Genomic DNA, 17,526 nt, shown 5'->3' with positions numbered 1-17,526 from the left:
CGCGGTGGCGAGGCCGTTGGATAGCCTGGCGCCCAGCGGCGTGCGGTGGTTCCTGCCGGTGATCGAAGCCTTCGCCTCGAGGGCCGGTGTGGATGTCGAGACGCGGGACATCTCGCTGGCCGGCCGGATCGTGGCGGCTTTCTCCGACCTGCTGCCCGAGGACCAGCGCGAGAGCGACGACCTGGCGGAACTGGGCGACCTGGCGACCAACCCCCGAGGCCAATATCATCAAGCTGCCGAACATCTCGGCCTCGGTGCCGCAGTTGCAGGCGGCCGTGAAGGAGTTGCAGGAGAAGGGCATCGCCCTGCCGGACTATCCGGACGAGCCGGGCACCGACGCCGAACGCGATGCCCGCGCGCGCTACGACAAGGTCAAGGGCAGCGCGGTCAACCCGGTGTTGCGCGAGGGCAACTCGGACCGGCGCGCGCCGGCGTCGGTGAAGAACTACGCTCGCAACCACCCGCAGTTGATGGGCGCGTGGACCCCCGAGAGCAAGACGACGGTCGCCACGATGGGCGCCCACGACTTCCGCAGCAGGCAGAAGTCCGTGGTCCTGCCCGCGGACGACGTGCTGACGATCAAGCACGTCGCGGCCGACGGCACCGGGACGGTCCTCAAGGACGGGCTGAAGGTGCTGCAGGGCGAGGTCGTCGACGGGACCTTCATGTCCGCCGCGGCGCTCGAAGCCTTCCTCGCCGAGCAGGTCGCGCGCGCCAAGGCCGAGGACGTCCTCTTCTCGGTCCACCTGAAGGCGACGATGATGAAGGTCTCGGACCCGATCATCTTCGGCCACGTCGTCCGCGCCTTCTTCGCGGACGTCTATACGGCATACGGCGAGCAGTTGCTGGCCGCGGGACTCGACGGCACCAACGGCATCGCGGCCGTCCTCGCCGGCTTGGACGGCCTGGAGGACGGTGCCGCGATCAAGGCGGCGTTCGACCAGGCGCTCGCCGACGGTCCCCGCCTGGCGATGGTCAACTCGGACAAGGGCATCACCAACCTGCACGTCCCGAGCGATGTCATCGTCGACGCCTCGATGCCGGCGATGATCCGCACCTCCGGCCACATTGTGGGGACCCGACGGTGAGGAGGCCGACACGCTCGCGGTGATCCCGGACAGCTCGTATGCCGGGATCTACCAGGCGGTCATCGACGACTGCCGGGCGCACGGCGCCTACGACCCCACGACGATGGGCTCGGTGCCGAACGTGGGCCTGATGGCGCAGAAGGCCGAGGAATACGGCAGCCACGACAAGACCTTCGAGATCGCGGCGCCGGGCCGGGTCCAGGTGCTCGACCGGGCCGACGAGGTGCTGATGGAGCACGCCGTCGAGGCCGGCGACACTGGCGCGCCTGCCAGACCAAGGACGCGCCGATCCAGGACTGGGTCAAGCTCGCGGTGGCCCGCGCCCGGGTCACCGGGGACCCGGCGGTCTTCTGGCTGGACGAGAGCCGGGCCCACGACCGCAATCTGATCGCCAAGGTCACCTCCTACCTCGCCGACCACGATACGGAGGGCCTGGACATCCGGATTCTCTCGCCGATCGACGCCGCCAAGCTTTCCGTCGACCGCATTCGCCAGGGCCTGAACACCATCTCGGTGACCGGCAATGTCTTGCGTGACTACAACACCGACCTCTTCCCCATCCTCGAACTGGGCACGAGCGCCAAGATGCTGTCGGTCGTCCCGCTCATGAACGGCGGCGGTCTGTTCGAGACGGGCGCCGGCGGTTCGGCACCCAAGCACGTGCAGCAACTGGTTGCCGAAAACTACCTGCGCTGGGACAGCCTCGGGGAGTTCCTCGCGCTCGCGGAGAGCTTCCGCCACATGGCCCGCACCAGCAGCAACGCCCGAGCGGAGATCCTCGCCGACACCCTGGACCGGGCCACCGGCACCCTGCTCGATGAGAACAAGTCGCCGGCCCGCCGCGTCGGGCAGATCGACAATCGCGGCAGCCACTTCTATCTGGCGATGTACTGGGCGCAGGAGCTCGCCCAGCAAACCCAGGATGCCGAGCTCGCCGCGGCCTTCACCGCAGTGGCAAATGCCTTGGCCGCCAACGAACCGACGATCAACGCCGACCTGCTGGCCGTCCAGGGCTCCCCCGCCGACATCGGCGGCTACTACCGCCCGGACGCGGCCAAGACCAGCGCCGTCATGCGCCCCTCCCACACCTTCAACGCAATCCTCTCCCAGCTCTAAGCAGAGCGTCGTCAAAAACCTCGGCGCGGTTCGGGACGTGCGGCAGCCGGGCCACCCATGGGTGGCCCGGCTGCGGGCATACGGCAATGGTCAGTGACCGTGGGGACGGGCGTCCGGGTCGGGGACGTAATCGTCCGGGATCACGATGGGCTTCAGTCGCGCCCAGGCGAGGAAGATCCCGCCGACCACGAGCAGGGCGATCCCGGCGATCAAATTGGCGTTGATGTCGCCGGTCTTGTCGAGCGACTTGTCCCCGAACAGTCCCATCGCCGTGAGGATCACGCCGTAGATGGCCAACAGGGACCCGATGACATTGCGGACGTCCATCGCACCCGCGCTGTGAGCAGCCATGTGTGTGTCTCCTTGGTCTCGTTGCGGGTCAGAAGATGGTGTTCAGGACGATGGTCATCAACAGCGCCAGCCCGGCGAGCGGGACCGGACGCTTCCAAACGGGCAGCAGGTGCTCGTCCGGGTCGGAGCGCATTTCCTTGGGCGTCTCGGAGTAGACCAGACCCACCAGTTCGGAGGCCGGTTTGGGCTTGGTCACCATGGTCACCAGGATCGACAAGACGATGTCGACCACGAAGGCCGTCGAGGCGGCGAGGAAGGCCAGGCCCTGACCGGGGAGGGTGAAGACCTCACCGAACTTCGACGCCGACCACAGCGAGATCGCGGCGACCGTGCCACCGACCAGGCCGACCCAGCCGGCTGTCGGGGTCATCCGCTTCCAGAACATCCCGAGGATGAAGGTGGCGAAGAGCGGCGCGTTGAAGAAGCCGAAGAGCGTCTGGAGATAGTCCATGATGTTGGAGAAGGACCCGGCGATCGACGCGGTGAAGATGGCGATAACGGTCGCCGCGACCGTGGCGAGGCGCCCGACCTGCAGATAGTGCGAGTCCGGCTTGCCCTTGACGAGATAGTCGCCGTAGAGGTCGTAGCTGAAGACGGTGTTGAAGGCCGAGATGTTCGCAGCCATGCCGGCCATGAAGGCCGCCAACAAGCCGGTGATCGCAAGCCCGAGCAAGCCATTGGGCAAGACATCGCGCATCAGCAGCAGGATGGAGTCGTTGTAGGTGACCCCCTCGCCTGAAGCGCCCCCGGCCGGGGCACCGCCGGCCTTGAGGTCGGCGATCTCGGCCACGAGGACGGCCGCGATCATGCCCGGGATGATCGTCAGGAAGGGGACGAACATTTTGGGGAAGGCACCGATGATCGGCGTCTTGCGGGCTGCCGTGATCGACTCCGACGCCATCGCCCGCTGCACCTCGACGAAGTTCGTCGTCCAGTAGCCGAAGGAGAGCACGAAGCCGAGGCCGAAGGTGATGCCGATGACCGACCAGAAGGAGGAGTCGAAACCGGAGAGCGCCTGTCCCGGCCAGGAATGCAGTTGCTGCTCGACGGTGGTCGTCGTCTTGCCGTCGACGATCTGCGGCTTGAGCTTCGCCTCCAGTCCGCTCCAGCCACCGAGCCGGTGCAGGCCGATCAGGGTCAGCGGCAGCAGCGAGGCGACGATGACAAAGAACTGGAGCACCTCGTTGTAGATCGCGGCCGAGAGACCACCGAGCGTGATGTAGGAGAGCACGATCGCGGCGGCGACGATGAGGGTCAGCCACATCGGCAAGCCCAGCAGCGCGTGGACGATCGAGCCGAGCAGGTAGAGATTGACGCCGGCGATCAGCAGCTGCGCGACCGCGAAGGAGATCGCATTGACCAGGTGGGCTTCTTTGCCGAAGCGGCGCAGCATGAACTCGGGCACCGAGCGGACCTTGGACCCGTAGTAGAAGGGCATCATCACCACGCCGAGGAAGAGCATGGCGGGGATGGCGCCGATCCAGAAGTAGTGGGTCGTCGGCAGGCCGATCTGGGCGCCGGTGGCCGACATGCCCATGATCTCGACGGCACCGAGGTTGGCCGAGATGAACGCCAGACCTGTCACCCACGCGGGGAGTGAACGGCCGGAGAGGAAGAAGTCCGCGGAATCGGAAACATTCCGCTTGACCATGAAACCGATGCCGAGCACGAACACGAAATAAATCGCGAGAATCACGTAGTCGACAGCGCTGGCATCGATCAGCGTGTCGGCAGCTACCAGCTGCTGGACCATCTGCATACCCCTTCATCGCGGTACCAGGACCGTCTGACACTATTGGGGGACAACAGGTGACGGCAACCGAAACACTTGCCTTTTTCTAACGATCTACAAACGCATTGTGGGCAGCGGACACGCCCGGGCAACAGTGGGCACCCGCTGCGCTGCGAACCGTCCCGTAGACTTGAGGAGCACTCCCCGGGCAGCGAGCCGGTGCGGAGTCCCAAGCTACGGCATACGGCCGTTCGCGGGCACAGTGGCCCGCACGTACCCATGAAATCAAGGAGTTTTGCATGCTCACCCCCAAGCTGCCTGCGCGGCTGGGCGCCGAGTTCCTCGGCACCTTCTGGCTCGTCTTCGCCGGCTGTGGCAGCGCGATCTTCGCTGCCCACTTCCTGAGCACCGACGCCACCCCGGTCCAGTTGGGCATCGGCTTCGCCGGTGTCGCGCTGGCCTTCGGCCTGACCGTTCTGACGATGGCGTATGCCGTCGGGCACGTCTCGGGCGGCCATTTCAACCCCGCCGTCACCCTCGGCGTCGCCATGGCCAAGCGCTTCGCCTGGAAGGACGTCCCCGCCTACATCGGCACGCAGGTCGTTGCCGGCCTGGTCGCCGGTGCGGCACTGCTGACCATCGCCTCCGGTAAGGACGGATTCGACCGGATCGGCCACATGGCCGCCAACGGCTATGGCGCGCACTCCCCCGGCGGCTACGCCTTGGGTGCCGTCTTCCTCGCGGAAGCGATTCTCACGGCGATCTTCGTCTACGTCATCCTCGGCTCCACCGATGGTCGCGCACCGGCCGGCTTCGGCCCGCTGGCCATCGGCCTGTGCCTGACCCTGATCCACCTGGTGTCGATCCCGATCTCGAACACCTCGGTCAACCCGGCCCGTTCGACTGGTGTCGCCTTCTTCAACGGCGACGGTGCGCCCGGGCAGCTCTGGCTCTTCTGGGTGGCCCCGATCGTCGGCGCGCTGATCGCCGGTGCGACCTACAAGATGATCGCCGGTGCCGACGAGCCCGCGATCATGGGTGAGGTCAAGGAGCACGAGCACGCGGCTGCCTGATCCCGCCTGTCGTATGCCGGCCGGTCACCCGAGTTCGCCTCGGGGACCGGCCGCTCCGGCGTTCGGGCTCCTTGACCTGGCAGATCCCCCCATGAGCGAGGATGTCCGGGTGCGCGCGATGAATGGGCCTTGGCAGATCAGCCCCGACGTCGCCTGGGCCGATGACGGCGAGATCCATGTGCTCGCGCTGCGCGCTCCCCATACGGATCTGCCGTGGCGACTGCCGTCCTCGGCCGCAGCCATCTGGGAGGGGCTCGCGTGCGGTATGACTTTTGGTCAGCTACTGGAAGAGCTCGGCGGCGACGCAACCCCGGAAGTCATCAGCGACATGGAAGATTTCATGGCGGAACTGCTGCGGCGGGATCTCATCCGTCCAGCACCGGAGTTCGCCAAGGCGGGCCAGAATGACCACCCCCTGGCCACAAGGGCCGACCATCGAGCTCGCTCACGCACTCGTCCACCGGGTGTTGACCTCTGCCGAAACCCGAGGGCTTTTCATCAAGGGCCCGGCGGCTGTCGCGCAAGGATTGCGCGAGACGACCCGCGTCTCGACGGATGTCGACGTTCGCTGCGGTCCCCGACGCGCTAGGGAAGCCACCAGCCTCTTGGACGGACTAGGTTGGAAGCGCTTCTTCGGTCCGGGATCGGACTCCCAGGGCTTGGGCCTTCATGCAGTCGCCGTCGTCATTCCCGGCTGGCCTTGCACGGTCGGTGCACGTCAATTTTCCGGGCCTCCTGGGGGCGCCCCGGCACGTTGTCGATGAAGGCTGGAGCCGACACGACGCAGTCAATCTTGCCCACCAGTCCGTGCCCTGTCCCGACCGCGTGGACCATGCCATCATCCTTGCTCTCCACGCGCTTCGCGATGTCCCTCACGACCGCGAATCCGAAGCGCGATTGTCGTTCACTCCCTACCTGGGCAGCCTTGCTCCCCACGGAGAGGGGCAGACTGGCCGAGGCAGCCCGCCGGCTTGGCGCCCTGGAGCCTCTTCGGGCCTCACTGGCCGCAGGTGAAATTCCGTGCGGGGCGGTGGACGCGCGATATCCAGCCGAGCTCGCACACTGGAATCGAGGCCGCAAATACGGCGGTCAAGCCGGGATGGTATGGCTCCATCGGCTCGCGAGCAGACCGTGGCACGAGCGCCCACGAATTGTGCTCCGGGCATTTTGGGACATCTCGATGGACAAAGCACACACTCCGCAGGAGTGGGCTGCGGCTGGGCGACGATCACGCGCCCACGGCCGGGCGCGCCGTCTCCGCCGTGGACTGGGTCTGATCCCGCAGACCTCGCGACGTTGGCGCGCCTAACACATGTAGCTAACGACCGAACCACGTCCGACCCGAGGGGGTGAACGCATAATCGATTCGCCGTCGCCACGCCGCGCTCAACGGCGGTAACGCCGCTGCGGCGAACCAGCCGATCGCATCGTTCTCGTCATCGCTCACGCCCGCCGAGCCACTCAGATAGGTGCAGGAAAAGATCAACTGCGTAGAGACGGCACGATCCCCATTGGGGTAGGTGATCAGGTCGCTGGTGTCGAGGGCGACCAGCGCATCGACACTGACGGTGACGCCGGTTTCCTCACGGATCTCGCGCAGCATGGCGCGGGCCGGCGGCTCGAAGGGCTCGACGATTCCGCTGGGGGGGCCCATTCCCCAGTGTCGGTCCGGCGTGCGAGCAGGATCTCGCCGGCGGCATTCCGGACCACGCCGGTGACGCCCACGAGCGGGAGGAGGTCGTGGCCCACGCGATCGCGCAGGTCACGGACGAAGTCGGGGATCGGCATACGGTTATTGTGGGCGGTCCGTCTCCCCCGCGTAGCCGCGGAAGAGCGCATAGGCGGCCAGCGCGCACAGCACATGCCACGCGGCATGGGGCTGCAGCAGCGAGTCGGGATCGCACCAGGGCTGAGCGGACTTCCCGAGATTCCAGATCCCGAAGGCCAGCCCGAAGGCGGCCAAGGACGCCGCACCCCAGCGCAGGCCGACGCCCTCCCCGCGGCGCGCGAGGACGATCTCGATTCCCACCGCGACGAGCAGCACCGACGCGAAGGCGAGATTGCCGGTATGCATGAGCACCGGGATCGGTCCGCCCGTCCGGTCGGCGATCTCGGACAGCGCGACGGCCACGGCAAAAGTCACGACGAACGTCCCGGTGCCGCCGTGGCGGAGGCGGGTGACGGCATACGCCAGGACGAGCGCGGCGATGAGGTACATCGAGAGCATGTCCAGTTGCCCGCCAAGATCGCTCTGGGTCGCGTGCATGGCGGCGCTGGCCGGCCCGAGCAGCGTGACGACGACGGCGAGGGCGATCACCAGCCCGGGGCGGGCAGCGAGAGTCGGACCCAGCCGCTCGCGGCGGCCGGCGCGCCAGGCGATGGCCAGGCCGGCAAGGACGAAACCAAGGTTGGAGAAGGTGTTGGCGGGCTGGCGCACGACTCGACTGGCTGGATCGACCAAGGCGCGGAAGGACCATTCGCAAAAGCCACTCCCGCGGCCCACGTCAGGGCCAAGCCAGCCGCGTTGAACGGCGAGCACGAGCGCGATCGTCGAGACGGTGGCCACGGCCGCGGTGATCGCGAGCGGTCGCACGGACCGCGTGGCCGAGGTCACTCGCGGGTCCGGCTTCCGGGAGGCGGGCGGCATCCGCCAACGGTAGGCCCCACTGCTAGCGTCGGACGTATCCAACCGCGCCGGGTCGCCACGCCCGGGAGCACGCGGCATACATCCTCGTCCCACCGGAAGGATCGATAGTGAGCACTCCCGTCAAGGTCGCCGTCACCGGCGCCGCCGGCCAGATCGGCTACAGCCTGCTCTTCCGTCTCGCGAGTGGTTCGCTGCTCGGGCCCGACACCCCCATCGAGTTGCGCCTGCTGGAAGTCACGCCCGCACTGAAGGCGTTGGAGGGTGTCGTCATGGAACTCGACGACTGCGCCTTCCCCACGCTGGCCGGCGTCGAGATCGGCGATGACCCGGAGAAGGTCTTCGACGGCGTCAATGCCGCCATGCTCGTGGGCGCGATGCCGCGCAAGGAGGGCATGGACCGCGCCGACCTGCTCGCCGCGAACGGCAAGATCTTCACCGGTCAGGGCGCCGCGCTGAACAAGGTGGCCGCCGAGGGCGTGAAGATTCTCGTCACCGGCAACCCGGCCAACACCAATGCCCTGATCGCGATGAACAATGCGCCGGATCTGCCCAAGGAGTCCTTCAACGCGCTGACCCGGCTCGATCACAACCGCGCCAAGTCGATGCTCGCCAAGAAGCTCGAGGTCCCGGTGACCTCGGTCAAGGGCCTGGCCATCTGGGGCAACCACGACGACTCGATGTATCCGGACCTCTTCCACACCAGCGTCGACGGCTCGGTCGCCGCGGACCTGGTCGACGAGGCGTGGATCACCGAGACCTATATTCCGACCGTCGCGACCCGCGGTGGCGCGATCATCAAGGCCCGCGGCCTGTCGTCGGCCGCGTCGGCGGCCAACGCGACCATCGACCATATGCGCGACTGGCTGCTCGGCACCAATGGCGAGGTCGTGTCGATGTCGGTGCCCTCGGACGGCTCCTACGGCGTCGAGGAGGGCCTGGTCTCCTCCTTCCCGTGCACGGTCAGTGACGGCACCTACTCGATCGTCGAGGGCCTGGACCTCAACGACTTCTCCAAGGAGCGGATCGCGGCCTCGGTGGCGCGCTTGGCCGCCGAGCGCGACCAGGTCAAGGCGCTCGGCCTGATCTGAGGCCTCCTGCTCGTCCGCTTGGTCGTCAACGCCTCGGTGGGCCCGCGCTGCGGGCGCTCGCCGGGGCGTTGCCGTTGCCCGGGTGCGCGGGCGTGCGGAGCAAGTGAGACAGGGTGTCGACACCGGCCTGGATGTCGTGGCCGAGGGCGATGGCCGGGGGACGCAGGCTGGCCTGGGCGCTCCCACCGACCCCGATAACCAGGCCCGGGACCTCGGCCAGCGTCGCGACCACCTCGCGACCGGCCCGTATGTCGGCGCGGGTCGGGACCGCGACCACCGCCGCCGCAGCGCCGGTGGCCGCTACGGCTGCCGCCCACTCCGGCGCAGGCAGGTCGGCGCCGAGGTAGGCCACCGGAATCCCTTGCTGCGCAGCCACGACGGCAAAGGCCAGCGCGCCCAGCTCGTGGCGAGCGCCGCCCGGCAGCCCCACGAGGACCGCAGACTCGGCGCTTGCCGGCAACGCGGCATCCAACCGGTCGGCGAGGACACGCATCAGGACGTGGGAGGCCGCGTGCTCGGTGGCGACCGACAATTCGCCGGCCGCCCAGGCATCACTGATAGCGGCGAGCAGGGGGAAGAGCCAGCCGTCCAGCACCTCGGGCATGGGAGCGGCCGCGAACGCGATCTCCGCATGCCGGGCGAGAGCGCGCGCGTCCTGGGCACGAACGGCCACGAGTGCAGCGTCGATGGGCGGCAGCGCCGGGGCCGCAGCCCGTCGGCCGCCGGCGGATGGGGTGCCCCCCTTGGGCGCCCCGGCTTCGCGCGGCGCGGCGCCACGGGCGCGGCGGGCGCCGACCTCCGCGGCCGCCTGCTGCGGAGAATGGCCCAACCCGACCAGGGCCGCCATCACGTCGAGCTCCCGGATGGCCGCATCGTCGTAGAGGCGATAGCCGCCGGCCGACCGCGGGGGGCGGAGCACGGCATACCGGCGTTCCCAGGCGCGCAAGGTTGCCGGCGGAATACCGGTCAGTTGGGCGGCCTGCTTGATGGTGAACACGGTGGCCGCAGACTACGACGTCCGACGGACAAGGCGCAGTTGACGCACGTCGAGGTGGCCGGAGCGGAAGCCGGCTTCGGAGTAGGCGAGGTAGAACTCCCAGACGCGCAGGAAGTCGAGGTCGAAGCCGAGATCGAGGACGTGCTCGCGCTCGGCGACGAAGCGCTCCCGCCACAGGCGCAGGGTGCGGGCATAGTCCGCGCGCAGCGACCGCGAGGAGGTGACCTGCAGGCCGGCCGCGGCAGCGTTTCGCTCGATCGCTTCGACCGAGGGGATCAGCCCGCCGGGGAAGATGTACTTCTGGATCCAGCCGAACGCGTGCCTGGACGCCAGCATCCGTCCGTGCGGCATGGTGATCGCCTGCAGCGCAATGGCACCGCCGGGGGCAACCGCCCGCGCCAATGTGGCGAAGTAGTCGGGCCAATAGTCGTAGCCGACGGCTTCGATCATCTCGACGCTGACGACGGCGTCATAGGTCTCCTCGATATCGCGGTAGTCGAGCAGTTCGACCCGGACCTGGTCGGTCAGGCCGGCGGCGGCGATCCGCTCGGTTGCCAGTTCGCGCTGTTGCTCCGAGAGCGTGATCGTATGGACGTGCGCGCCTCGCTGCGCTGCCTGGATCGCGAGTTGCCCCCAGCCCGAGCCGATCTCGAGCAGGCGGGTGCCGGGGCCGACACCGGCATCATCGAGGACCGAGTCGATCTTGCGCCGCTGTGCTGGCTCCAATCCTGCGAACCCCGGCGGGTCCTCTTGCGCGAATCGGGCCGCCGAATAGCTCATCGTCGGGTCGAGGAAGGTGGCGAAGACGGCATTGGAAAGGTCGTAGTGGTGGGCGATATTCGTTGCGGCGCCGTCCCGGTCGCCCCGGTGGTGGCGTGGGTGGCGCGGCTCGGCCAGGCGGCGGAAGCGGGCCAAGGCCGGGGGGACGAGCTCCCCGAGCCGGGCGGCGAAGGGGGTGAGCAGGTCGGCGAGGTCGGTGCCCGGCGCCGGGCTCCACTCCCTCGCCATGAAGCCCTCCCCGATGCCGATCTTGGCGTCGAGGCCGACGCGATCGAAGAACGCCCAGGAGTAGATGCCCATGGTGGGAAGGTCGTCCGGCGCTCCTGCCTGACGTTCCGGGGCGTGGCGGTCAGGGCCTTGGACGAGACCCGGAAGGGGTGGGGTGATGGAGGTGCCGTCGGGCAGGACGATGCGCACGTCGACGAGGCGGGCCATGCGGCGCGCGAGGGCCCGCGCCACGGCGCCGCGCAGGGGGGCGTGGACGGGATCGGCATACGAGCGCGACGCGGCAGGCGGTGTCTCGACGCGGAGCTTGCGGGTATCGGTGGTCATCGCAGGCCTTCCGGAGGCTGATGGGGCGGACGGGGGACGATGGGCAAGGCGGTCCACAGGCGGATGCCGTGGGCGCGGATGCGGGCGCTGACCTGGTGGGTGACGAAGGGCGTGACGACGGCCGCCCGGAGCGCGGCCCGGCGGGTCAATGGTGTGGCCGTCCCGCTGAAGCTCGTCCCGATGATGAGTATGCCGTTCTGCCGCAAGGTGATCGCCACACTCACCCGTTCCTGCGTCAGGGTGACGGCAACGTCGTACATCCCATCGACAGAGATGAAGGGCGAGACGTAGAACTCCTTGGCGACCTGGCCGCGGCCGCGAGCGTCGAGATCGAGAAGATGCGCGTGCCGCTCTCCGTAGGTGTTGTGGATCTCGAGGATGAGCCACCTCAATCGCTCGTCCGGGCCGAGGCAGTAGTACGTCGTCAGCGGGTTGAAGACGTGTCCGAATGCGCGCGGGTTGGTCAAGGTGAGGACGCGGTCCTCGGGCCGGATCGATTCGCCCTGGGCGGTCACAAAGCGCTCGACGCCGTCGCGCAGCGAGGTGCAGTCCGCCCCGAAGTGGTCGCGCGGCCGGATGCGGCCGAGCGCGCCATGATCCGGCGGGTCGTCTATGTCGACGAGCCACATATAGGTGCGGGCCCGTATCCGGTGGGTGTGCGGCGTCCGCCGGTCGTGCCGAACTCGTCCGTGCACGATCGCGGGGACCTCGGGACGTCCCGGCTCGACACCGCCGCCGGAGCTGGTCACCACCGGCCGCCGAGGCGTTCGGCCGCGACGCGGCCCGAGCGGGCACCATCCTCGTGGAAGCCCCAACCCAGGTGCGCGCCGGCGAACGCGAGGCGCGGACCGCCGGCCGTGCTCAAGGTCGCGGCCGCGGCAACCGACTCCCGGGTGAAAACGGGGTGGCGATAGCTCGCGCGAGCCAGGACCGATGCCGGGTCGATACCGCCGCCGCCGTTGAGGCTGACGACATAGTCCCGGTCGGCATCGAGCCGGTGCAGGCGATTCATCCAGTAGTCGACGCGCACGGCCGGCTCGCTACCGGTGCAGGCGGACCGGGAGTAGTTCCAACTCGCCCGCGCCCGCTCCACGGTGGGCAGCAGGCGAGCATCGTTATGGAGGACGATCTCGTTGCGCGAGTAGGGAATTGCCGTGAGCGCAGCCTTCTCGGCGGTGGTGGCGTCGGCCAGCAGCGCCGCCGCGTCGTCGGCGTGGGTGGCCAGGACGACCCGGTCGGCGCGCAGCACCTCGCTACGTGCCAGCCGGACCTCCACGGCATCGTCGTGGCGCTCGATGGCGGCGACCGGCGCGCCGGTGCGCACATCGGGCAGCCGCTGCGCGAGCGCCTCGACATACCGCGCGGACCCCCCGGCGATGGTGTGCCAGCGCGGCGATCCGGTGACCGAGAGCATCCCGTGGTTGTCGAGGAAGCGGAACAGGTGCCGGGCGGGATAGTTGGCCGCATCCGCGCCGTCGGCGCTCCAGACGCACGCCACCAGTGGGATCGCGAAGTGATCGGCGAAATAGGGCGTGAACCCGCCCGTGGCCAGGACCTCGCCCCACGTCGGGTCGCCGGCCTCACCGCGCAGGATGCGACGGGCCAGGCGATGAAAGCGCGGCACCTCGGCCAGCAGGCGCACGAAGCGCGGATCGGCGAGTCGGCGAGGGGCGGCGAGGATGCCGCCGGGGCCGCGGCCGCCGGCATACGTCAGGCCGCACTCGCGGCAGGTGACCGACATGCTCATCTCGGTCGCGATGGTCGCGACCCCGAGCTCACGCAGCAGACGCACGAAGGTGGGGTAGGTGCGCTGGTTGTGCACGATGAAGCCACTGTCGATCGCGAGTTCGCCTGCGGCCGTGGCGATCCGGTGCGTATGGGCGTGGCCGCCGAGCCGCGTGTCCGCTTCGAGCAGGACCACATGGTGGGTATGCGAGAGCGCATAGGCGGCGGTCAAACCGGCGATTCCGGCACCGACGACGACCGCGGTGGGTCGAGAAGAAGGCGGCATGTGAACTCCTTTCCCTACCCATCCTGACACATGATTGTCCAATGTTTGTATAAGGTTGACCACATCAGACGAGCGGCGCGACGAGAGGCAAGGAGGGGCGATGACAGCGGTCATGTGGTTCCGGCGCGATCTGCGCATCGAGGACAACCCCGCCCTCCTCACGGCGAGCCAGACGGGTCCGGTGGTGCCATTGGTGATCCTTGACCCGGGCCTGCTCGGCGCCCGCGCGCGGCCGCGTGACGCGGCCTTCCTGACTGCCGTCGCCGCCCTGGACGCCGCCCTCGGCGGGCGGTTGGTCGTGCGCTCTGGCGACCCCGCCGTCGTCGTGCCCGAAATCTGCGCCGAGGTGCGTGCCGCGGCCGTGCATGTCTCGGTCGAGACAACGCCCTACGGCGCGCGTCGCGATCGCCGCGTGGCATCGCTGCTGTCGGATCGCGGAATCGCCTGGCGGGCAACGGGATCGCCGTATGCCGTTGGCCCCGGGCTCGTGCGCACGCGCGGTGGGACACCGTTCGCGGTGTTCACACCATTCGCCAGGGCCTGGCGCGAGCATGGGGCGCCCGGTCCGGCGCCGGCGCCCGCCCGCTTGGATGTCGTCGACGGCCTCGGCAACGATCCCCTGCCCGCGCCGGGCCCACTGCCGGGCAGCACGCCGGTGACCGAGGACGCGGCGCGGCAGGCGTGGGCGCACTTCCTGGGCGACGACTTGGCGTCGTATGCCCGGCTGCGCGACCGGCCCGATCAGGGCGGCACGTCACGCCTGTCGACGGCGCTGAAGCTGGGCACGATCCATCCGCGCACCCTGTTGCACGACCTCGCGGAGAACGGACTGACCGGATCCCCGGGCGGCGAACGCTTCATCACCGAGCTGGCCTGGCGCGAGTTCTATGCCGACGTGCTGTGGCACAATCCGCGATCGGCGTGGCACGACCTCCGCCCGGCTCTCGCCGCCATGCCTTATGCCGATCCAACGAACGATTCCCTTGCCGCCGAGCGCTTCTCGGCCTGGCAGCAAGGACGCACGGGCTTCCCATTCGTCGACGCAGGGATGCGCCAGTTGCTCACCGAGGGGTGGATGCACAATCGCGTCCGCATGGTGGCGGCGAGTTTCCTGGTCAAGGATCTGCACATCTGGTGGCCGCACGGGGCGCGCCATTTCCTGGATCATCTGACCGACGGTGATGTCGCGTCGAACTCTCACGGTTGGCAGTGGGTTGCCGGGACGGGCACCGACGCCGCCCCCTATTTCCGCATCTTCAACCCGGTCGCCCAGGGCCTGAAATTCGACCCCGAAGGCGCGTATGTGCGTCGCTATGTCCCGGAGCTGGCGCATCTCCCGGGGGCCAGCGCGCACGAGCCGGGCACAGCGGCCAATGGCTATGCCGGGGGCTATCCGCCGCCGATCGTCGACCACGCCGCAGAGCGGGCGGACGCGTTGGCGCGGTATGCGGCCGCACGGCGTCCGGCCGGGGAGACGGCATCGTGACCCGGGGCCTTGGCATCGCGTCCGAGCTGCGGGCCTTTCTGACGGCCGCGCTGGTGGCACCGGTGCCGCGCGACCACGGTCAAAGTGACGCCGCGTTCCGGCGGCGCCGGGTGGTCGCGCTGGTGACCCTTGTGCTCGGCGCCGTCATCCTCGCGCTCGCCCTGCGCATCCCGCCGGGCGACTCGGCGTTCTATCCGGCGACCTTCGCGCTCGCGGCCGTCTGGAGCATCGGCGCGTTGCTGTCCGGCCCCCTGCATCTGGGGCGGGCGCACACGCGCTCCGGACGAAGCGATGCCCGGCCGTGGGTGCAGTCGCTGGCCCTCGGCGGCCTGCTCGTGGGGGTTTTCCTCGCCGGAGCCGTCATCGTCGCGCGCATCCCGCCGCTGCTCGCCGCCGTGGACGCCGTCCTGGATCACGCGCGCTATGCCTCGCTGCCCGTCATCCTGGCCGTCGTGGTCCTCAACGGCATCGCCGAGGAGCTCTACTTCCGGGGCGCGCTCTTCGCGGCCGCCGGGCGACGGCACGCCGTCGCCGTGACGACGCTGGTGTATGCGGCAACGACTGCGGGCACCGGCAATCCCATGCTCGTCCTCGCCGCAGCCCTTCTCGGCCTGCTCACCGGCCTGCAACGCCGCGTCACCGGCGGGGTACTGGGACCGATTCTCACCCATGTCCTGTGGTCGAGCTCGATGCTCGTCCTGTTACCCGCAGTCCTGGAGGTCTTGCGATGAACACACCGCTGCCGCAATCCGATCCGGACGGCCTGGCCCTCGTCACCGGCGCATCGGGCTATATCGGCGGCGCCCTCGTGCCCGTCCTGCTCGAGCGTCGACCGGTCCGCGTGCTCACCCGCTCCCCCGACGGCATCGCCGACCGGGATTGGGCGCAGCGGGTCGACGTCGTCGTCGGTGACGCCTCGGACGACGACGCTCTCCGGCGCGCCCTCCATGGGGTGCAGGTCGCCTACTACCTCATCCACTCGATGGACGGCGGTGATTTCGCGGCCCGCGACCGCGAGCTGGCTCGCTCGTTCGCCCGGCTGGCCGGTGAGGCGGGGGTGCGCCGAATCGTCTATCTGGGTGGCATCCATCCCAAGGACGGCGAACTCTCGCCGCATCTCGCCTCCCGCGCCGAGACCGGCCAGATCCTGCTCGACGGGCCGGTGCCCGCCGCATGTCTGCAGGCCGCCGTGGTCCTGGGGGCCGGCTCGGCCTCCTTTGCGATGCTGCGCCACCTGACCGAGCGACTGCCGGTGATGGTGACACCCTCGTGGATCGACACCCCCGTGCAGCCGATCGCCGTCGATGACGCCGTCGCGTGCCTGGTCGCCGCGGCCGAGCTACCGTCCGAAGTCAACCGAGCCTTCGACATCGGCGGCCCGGACGTGCTCAGCTATCGCGACCTCATCGAGACGTATGCCGCCGTGGCCGGCTTGCGCCCGCGCCGCATCGTCAGCGTCCCGGTCTTGACGCCCTGGCTGGCCAGTCACTGGGTCGGCGCGGTCACCCCGGTGCCAGCGGGCCTGGCGAAGCCGCTCGTGGGCAGCCTGGTGCATCCTGTCGTGCGGCGCGAGGAGGACTTCGACGCCCACCTCGACGCGCCCGCGCGAATCGGGGTGCGCGAGGCGATCCGCAGCGCTCTGGGAGCGACACCGCCCGACACCGGGCGGCGCCGGCTCGCCATGAGTGCGGGCGCAGTCGCCGCGTGTGTGGTGGTGGGTTCGCTTGCGACGCAACCAAACTCGCGGTGGTATCGCGCTCTGGACAAGCCGCCGTGGCAGCCGCCACCCCAGACCTTCGGGCTCGTCTGGACCCCGCTCTACGCGACCATCGCGGCGGTCTCCGCGCAGCATCTGACCCAGCTGGACCGGGAGGGACGCGCAGTGGAGGCCACGGCATACGGGCGGGCGCTGGGGGTCAATCTGACGCTCAACGCGCTGTGGAGCGTGCTCTTCTTCCGGGTGCGCAATCTGCCGGTCGCGACAGCCGGCGCCGCCGCACTCGCCGCCTCCAGCGCCGACCTGGCGCGGCGCGCGTCGGGCACCGGAACGCGCCGCGGCGCCCTCCTGGGGACGTATGCCGCCTGGACCACTTTCGCCACCGCGCTCACCGCCTCGGTGTGGCGCCGCAACGCTGGGAGCACCCGATGACCGGACCGTTCGAAAGCCTGCGCGATGAGGAGTTCGTCAGCCTGACCACCTTCCGCCGCAACGGGGCCGGTGTGCCCACGGCGATGTGGTTCGCTCTCGACGGTGAGGCGGTGATCGTCTCGACGCCGGCCGGCGCCGGAAAGCTCAAGCGGCTGCGGCATACGCCGCGGGTCACGCTGCAAGCCTGCACCCGCAGCGGCGAGCCCAAGCCGGGCGCGCCGGTCCTGGCCGGTGCCACCGAGGAGGTGGACCGGCACCTCATCGAGCAGGCACTGGCTGGCAAGTACGGGTGGCAGTGGCGGGTCGCGCTGCGCGTCGAGTGGCTGAGCAGCTGGGTGCGTCACCGGCACGCTCCGCGACCCCGCGTGGCCCTCCGGATCACCCGTGCAACGACCACGCCCGCGTAACGGGGACGGACCTGGTCGAACCTTAACGGGCCCGGCCACCGCAGAGCGT

15 protein-coding genes and 1 pseudogene are annotated in these 17,526 nt (G+C 69.3%); 8 read left to right on the top strand and 8 right to left on the bottom strand.

The window, feature by feature from the left end:
* The first annotated feature begins 16 nt into the window (after positions 1–16).
* Positions 17–2,204 (top strand): annotated as a pseudogene (locus ABD209_RS18995) (NADP-dependent isocitrate dehydrogenase).
* A 90-nt stretch (positions 2,205–2,294) separates the two neighbouring features.
* Here the strand turns inward: ABD209_RS18995 and ABD209_RS18990 are convergent.
* Both ABD209_RS18990 and ABD209_RS18985 read right to left on the bottom strand, forming a co-directional pair.
* Positions 2,295–2,555, bottom strand: a complete 261-nt coding sequence (locus ABD209_RS18990) for a hypothetical protein (RefSeq protein ID WP_324387654.1) — start codon at positions 2,553–2,555, stop codon at positions 2,295–2,297.
* A 28-nt stretch (positions 2,556–2,583) separates the two neighbouring features.
* Positions 2,584–4,308 carry a sodium:solute symporter family protein gene (locus ABD209_RS18985; protein WP_344069437.1) on the bottom strand — a complete coding sequence of 575 codons (1,725 nt, stop codon included), beginning with the start codon at positions 4,306–4,308 and terminating at the stop codon, positions 2,584–2,586.
* 278 nt (positions 4,309–4,586) lie between these two features.
* Between ABD209_RS18985 and aqpZ the strand changes: the two genes are divergently transcribed.
* Both aqpZ and ABD209_RS18975 read left to right on the top strand, forming a co-directional pair.
* On the top strand, positions 4,587–5,360 hold the full coding sequence (aqpZ, locus tag ABD209_RS18980) for an aquaporin Z (RefSeq protein WP_344069434.1): 774 nt from the start codon (positions 4,587–4,589) through the stop codon (positions 5,358–5,360).
* Between the two features lie 91 nt (positions 5,361–5,451).
* Entirely contained in the window at positions 5,452–5,949 is a 498-nt protein-coding gene (locus tag ABD209_RS18975; protein ID WP_344069431.1) for a PqqD family protein, read from the top strand.
* Between the two features lie 729 nt (positions 5,950–6,678).
* Here ABD209_RS18975 and ABD209_RS18970 read toward each other — a convergent pair.
* Complete coding sequence (locus tag ABD209_RS18970; RefSeq protein WP_344069428.1) at positions 6,679–7,014, bottom strand: NUDIX domain-containing protein; 336 nt, start codon at positions 7,012–7,014, stop codon at positions 6,679–6,681.
* Between the two features lie 138 nt (positions 7,015–7,152).
* Positions 7,153–8,007: a ceramidase domain-containing protein gene (locus tag ABD209_RS18965; RefSeq protein WP_344069425.1), complete on the bottom strand. Its 855-nt coding sequence runs from the start codon at positions 8,005–8,007 to the stop codon at positions 7,153–7,155.
* 104 nt (positions 8,008–8,111) lie between these two features.
* On the opposite strand from ABD209_RS18965, the gene ABD209_RS18960 reads away from it, so the two are divergent.
* Positions 8,112–9,095, top strand: a complete 984-nt coding sequence (locus ABD209_RS18960) for a malate dehydrogenase (protein WP_344069488.1) — start codon at positions 8,112–8,114, stop codon at positions 9,093–9,095.
* A gap of 25 nt (positions 9,096–9,120) precedes the next feature.
* Here the strand turns inward: ABD209_RS18960 and ABD209_RS18955 are convergent, their stop codons facing one another.
* The 4 genes from ABD209_RS18955 to ABD209_RS18940 are packed head-to-tail and all read right to left on the bottom strand — an operon-like array spanning position 9,121 to position 13,435.
* Positions 9,121–10,092, bottom strand: coding sequence for a MerR family transcriptional regulator (locus ABD209_RS18955; protein WP_344069424.1), 972 nt, complete (start codon positions 10,090–10,092; stop codon positions 9,121–9,123).
* Positions 10,093–10,104: 12 nt separating this feature from the next.
* Positions 10,105–11,424 (bottom strand): class I SAM-dependent methyltransferase, encoded by a 1,320-nt coding sequence (locus ABD209_RS18950; protein ID WP_344069421.1) that lies wholly within the window; start codon positions 11,422–11,424, stop codon positions 10,105–10,107.
* The gene (locus ABD209_RS18945) at positions 11,421–12,173 is read right to left on the bottom strand and encodes a DUF1365 domain-containing protein (RefSeq protein ID WP_344069418.1); all 753 of its coding nucleotides are present in this window, start codon (positions 12,171–12,173) and stop codon (positions 11,421–11,423) included. The genes ABD209_RS18950 and ABD209_RS18945 overlap by 4 nt, the downstream gene beginning before the upstream one ends.
* Positions 12,170–13,435, bottom strand: coding sequence for an NAD(P)/FAD-dependent oxidoreductase (locus ABD209_RS18940; protein WP_344069415.1), 1,266 nt, complete (start codon positions 13,433–13,435; stop codon positions 12,170–12,172). Before ABD209_RS18940 ends, ABD209_RS18945 begins: the two co-directional genes overlap by 4 nt.
* 100 nt (positions 13,436–13,535) lie before the next feature.
* Between ABD209_RS18940 and ABD209_RS18935 the strand changes: the two genes are divergently transcribed.
* From ABD209_RS18935 to ABD209_RS18920, 4 genes are read left to right on the top strand one after another with little or no spacing between them, the layout of a single operon-like run.
* The gene (locus ABD209_RS18935) at positions 13,536–14,921 is read left to right on the top strand and encodes a cryptochrome/photolyase family protein (RefSeq protein WP_344069412.1); all 1,386 of its coding nucleotides are present in this window, start codon (positions 13,536–13,538) and stop codon (positions 14,919–14,921) included.
* Positions 14,918–15,652 (top strand): CPBP family glutamic-type intramembrane protease, encoded by a 735-nt coding sequence (locus ABD209_RS18930; RefSeq protein ID WP_344069409.1) that lies wholly within the window; start codon positions 14,918–14,920, stop codon positions 15,650–15,652. The genes ABD209_RS18935 and ABD209_RS18930 overlap by 4 nt, the downstream gene beginning before the upstream one ends.
* Positions 15,649–17,070, top strand: coding sequence for a tryptophan-rich sensory protein (locus ABD209_RS18925; protein ID WP_344069406.1), 1,422 nt, complete (start codon positions 15,649–15,651; stop codon positions 17,068–17,070). Before ABD209_RS18930 ends, ABD209_RS18925 begins: the two co-directional genes overlap by 4 nt.
* The gene (locus tag ABD209_RS18920) at positions 17,067–17,477 is read left to right on the top strand and encodes a PPOX class F420-dependent oxidoreductase (RefSeq protein ID WP_344069403.1); all 411 of its coding nucleotides are present in this window, start codon (positions 17,067–17,069) and stop codon (positions 17,475–17,477) included. The genes ABD209_RS18925 and ABD209_RS18920 overlap by 4 nt, the downstream gene beginning before the upstream one ends.
* The last annotated feature ends 49 nt before the right edge of the window (positions 17,478–17,526 follow it).

The sequence above is a fragment of the Nostocoides vanveenii genome (assembly GCF_039531165.1).
GTDB lineage: Bacteria > Actinomycetota > Actinomycetes > Actinomycetales > Dermatophilaceae > Nostocoides_A > Nostocoides_A vanveenii.
Note: the sequence above shows the minus strand (reverse complement) of the source record. Positions and strands in the feature narration are given on the sequence as shown.

Bases quoted from the DNA above. Each gene is read 5' to 3' on its own strand.
- ABD209_RS18950 (WP_344069421.1), bottom strand. From the start codon at position 11,424: ATGACCACCGATACCCGCAAGCTCCGCGTCGAGACACCGCCTGCCGCG.
- ABD209_RS18935 (WP_344069412.1), top strand. From the start codon at position 13,536: ATGACAGCGGTCATGTGGTTCCGGCGCGATCTGCGCATCGAGGACAAC.
- ABD209_RS18990 (WP_324387654.1), bottom strand. From the start codon at position 2,555: ATGGCTGCTCACAGCGCGGGTGCGATGGACGTCCGCAATGTCATCGGG.
- ABD209_RS18985 (WP_344069437.1), bottom strand. From the start codon at position 4,308: ATGGTCCAGCAGCTGGTAGCTGCCGACACGCTGATCGATGCCAGCGCT.
- ABD209_RS18965 (WP_344069425.1), bottom strand. From the start codon at position 8,007: ATGCCGCCCGCCTCCCGGAAGCCGGACCCGCGAGTGACCTCGGCCACG.
- ABD209_RS18920 (WP_344069403.1), top strand. From the start codon at position 17,067: ATGACCGGACCGTTCGAAAGCCTGCGCGATGAGGAGTTCGTCAGCCTG.
- ABD209_RS18925 (WP_344069406.1), top strand. From the start codon at position 15,649: ATGAACACACCGCTGCCGCAATCCGATCCGGACGGCCTGGCCCTCGTC.
- ABD209_RS18970 (WP_344069428.1), bottom strand. From the start codon at position 7,014: ATGGGCCCCCCCAGCGGAATCGTCGAGCCCTTCGAGCCGCCGGCCCGC.
- ABD209_RS18940 (WP_344069415.1), bottom strand. From the start codon at position 13,435: ATGCCGCCTTCTTCTCGACCCACCGCGGTCGTCGTCGGTGCCGGAATC.
- aqpZ (WP_344069434.1), top strand. From the start codon at position 4,587: ATGCTCACCCCCAAGCTGCCTGCGCGGCTGGGCGCCGAGTTCCTCGGC.
- ABD209_RS18975 (WP_344069431.1), top strand. From the start codon at position 5,452: ATGAGCGAGGATGTCCGGGTGCGCGCGATGAATGGGCCTTGGCAGATC.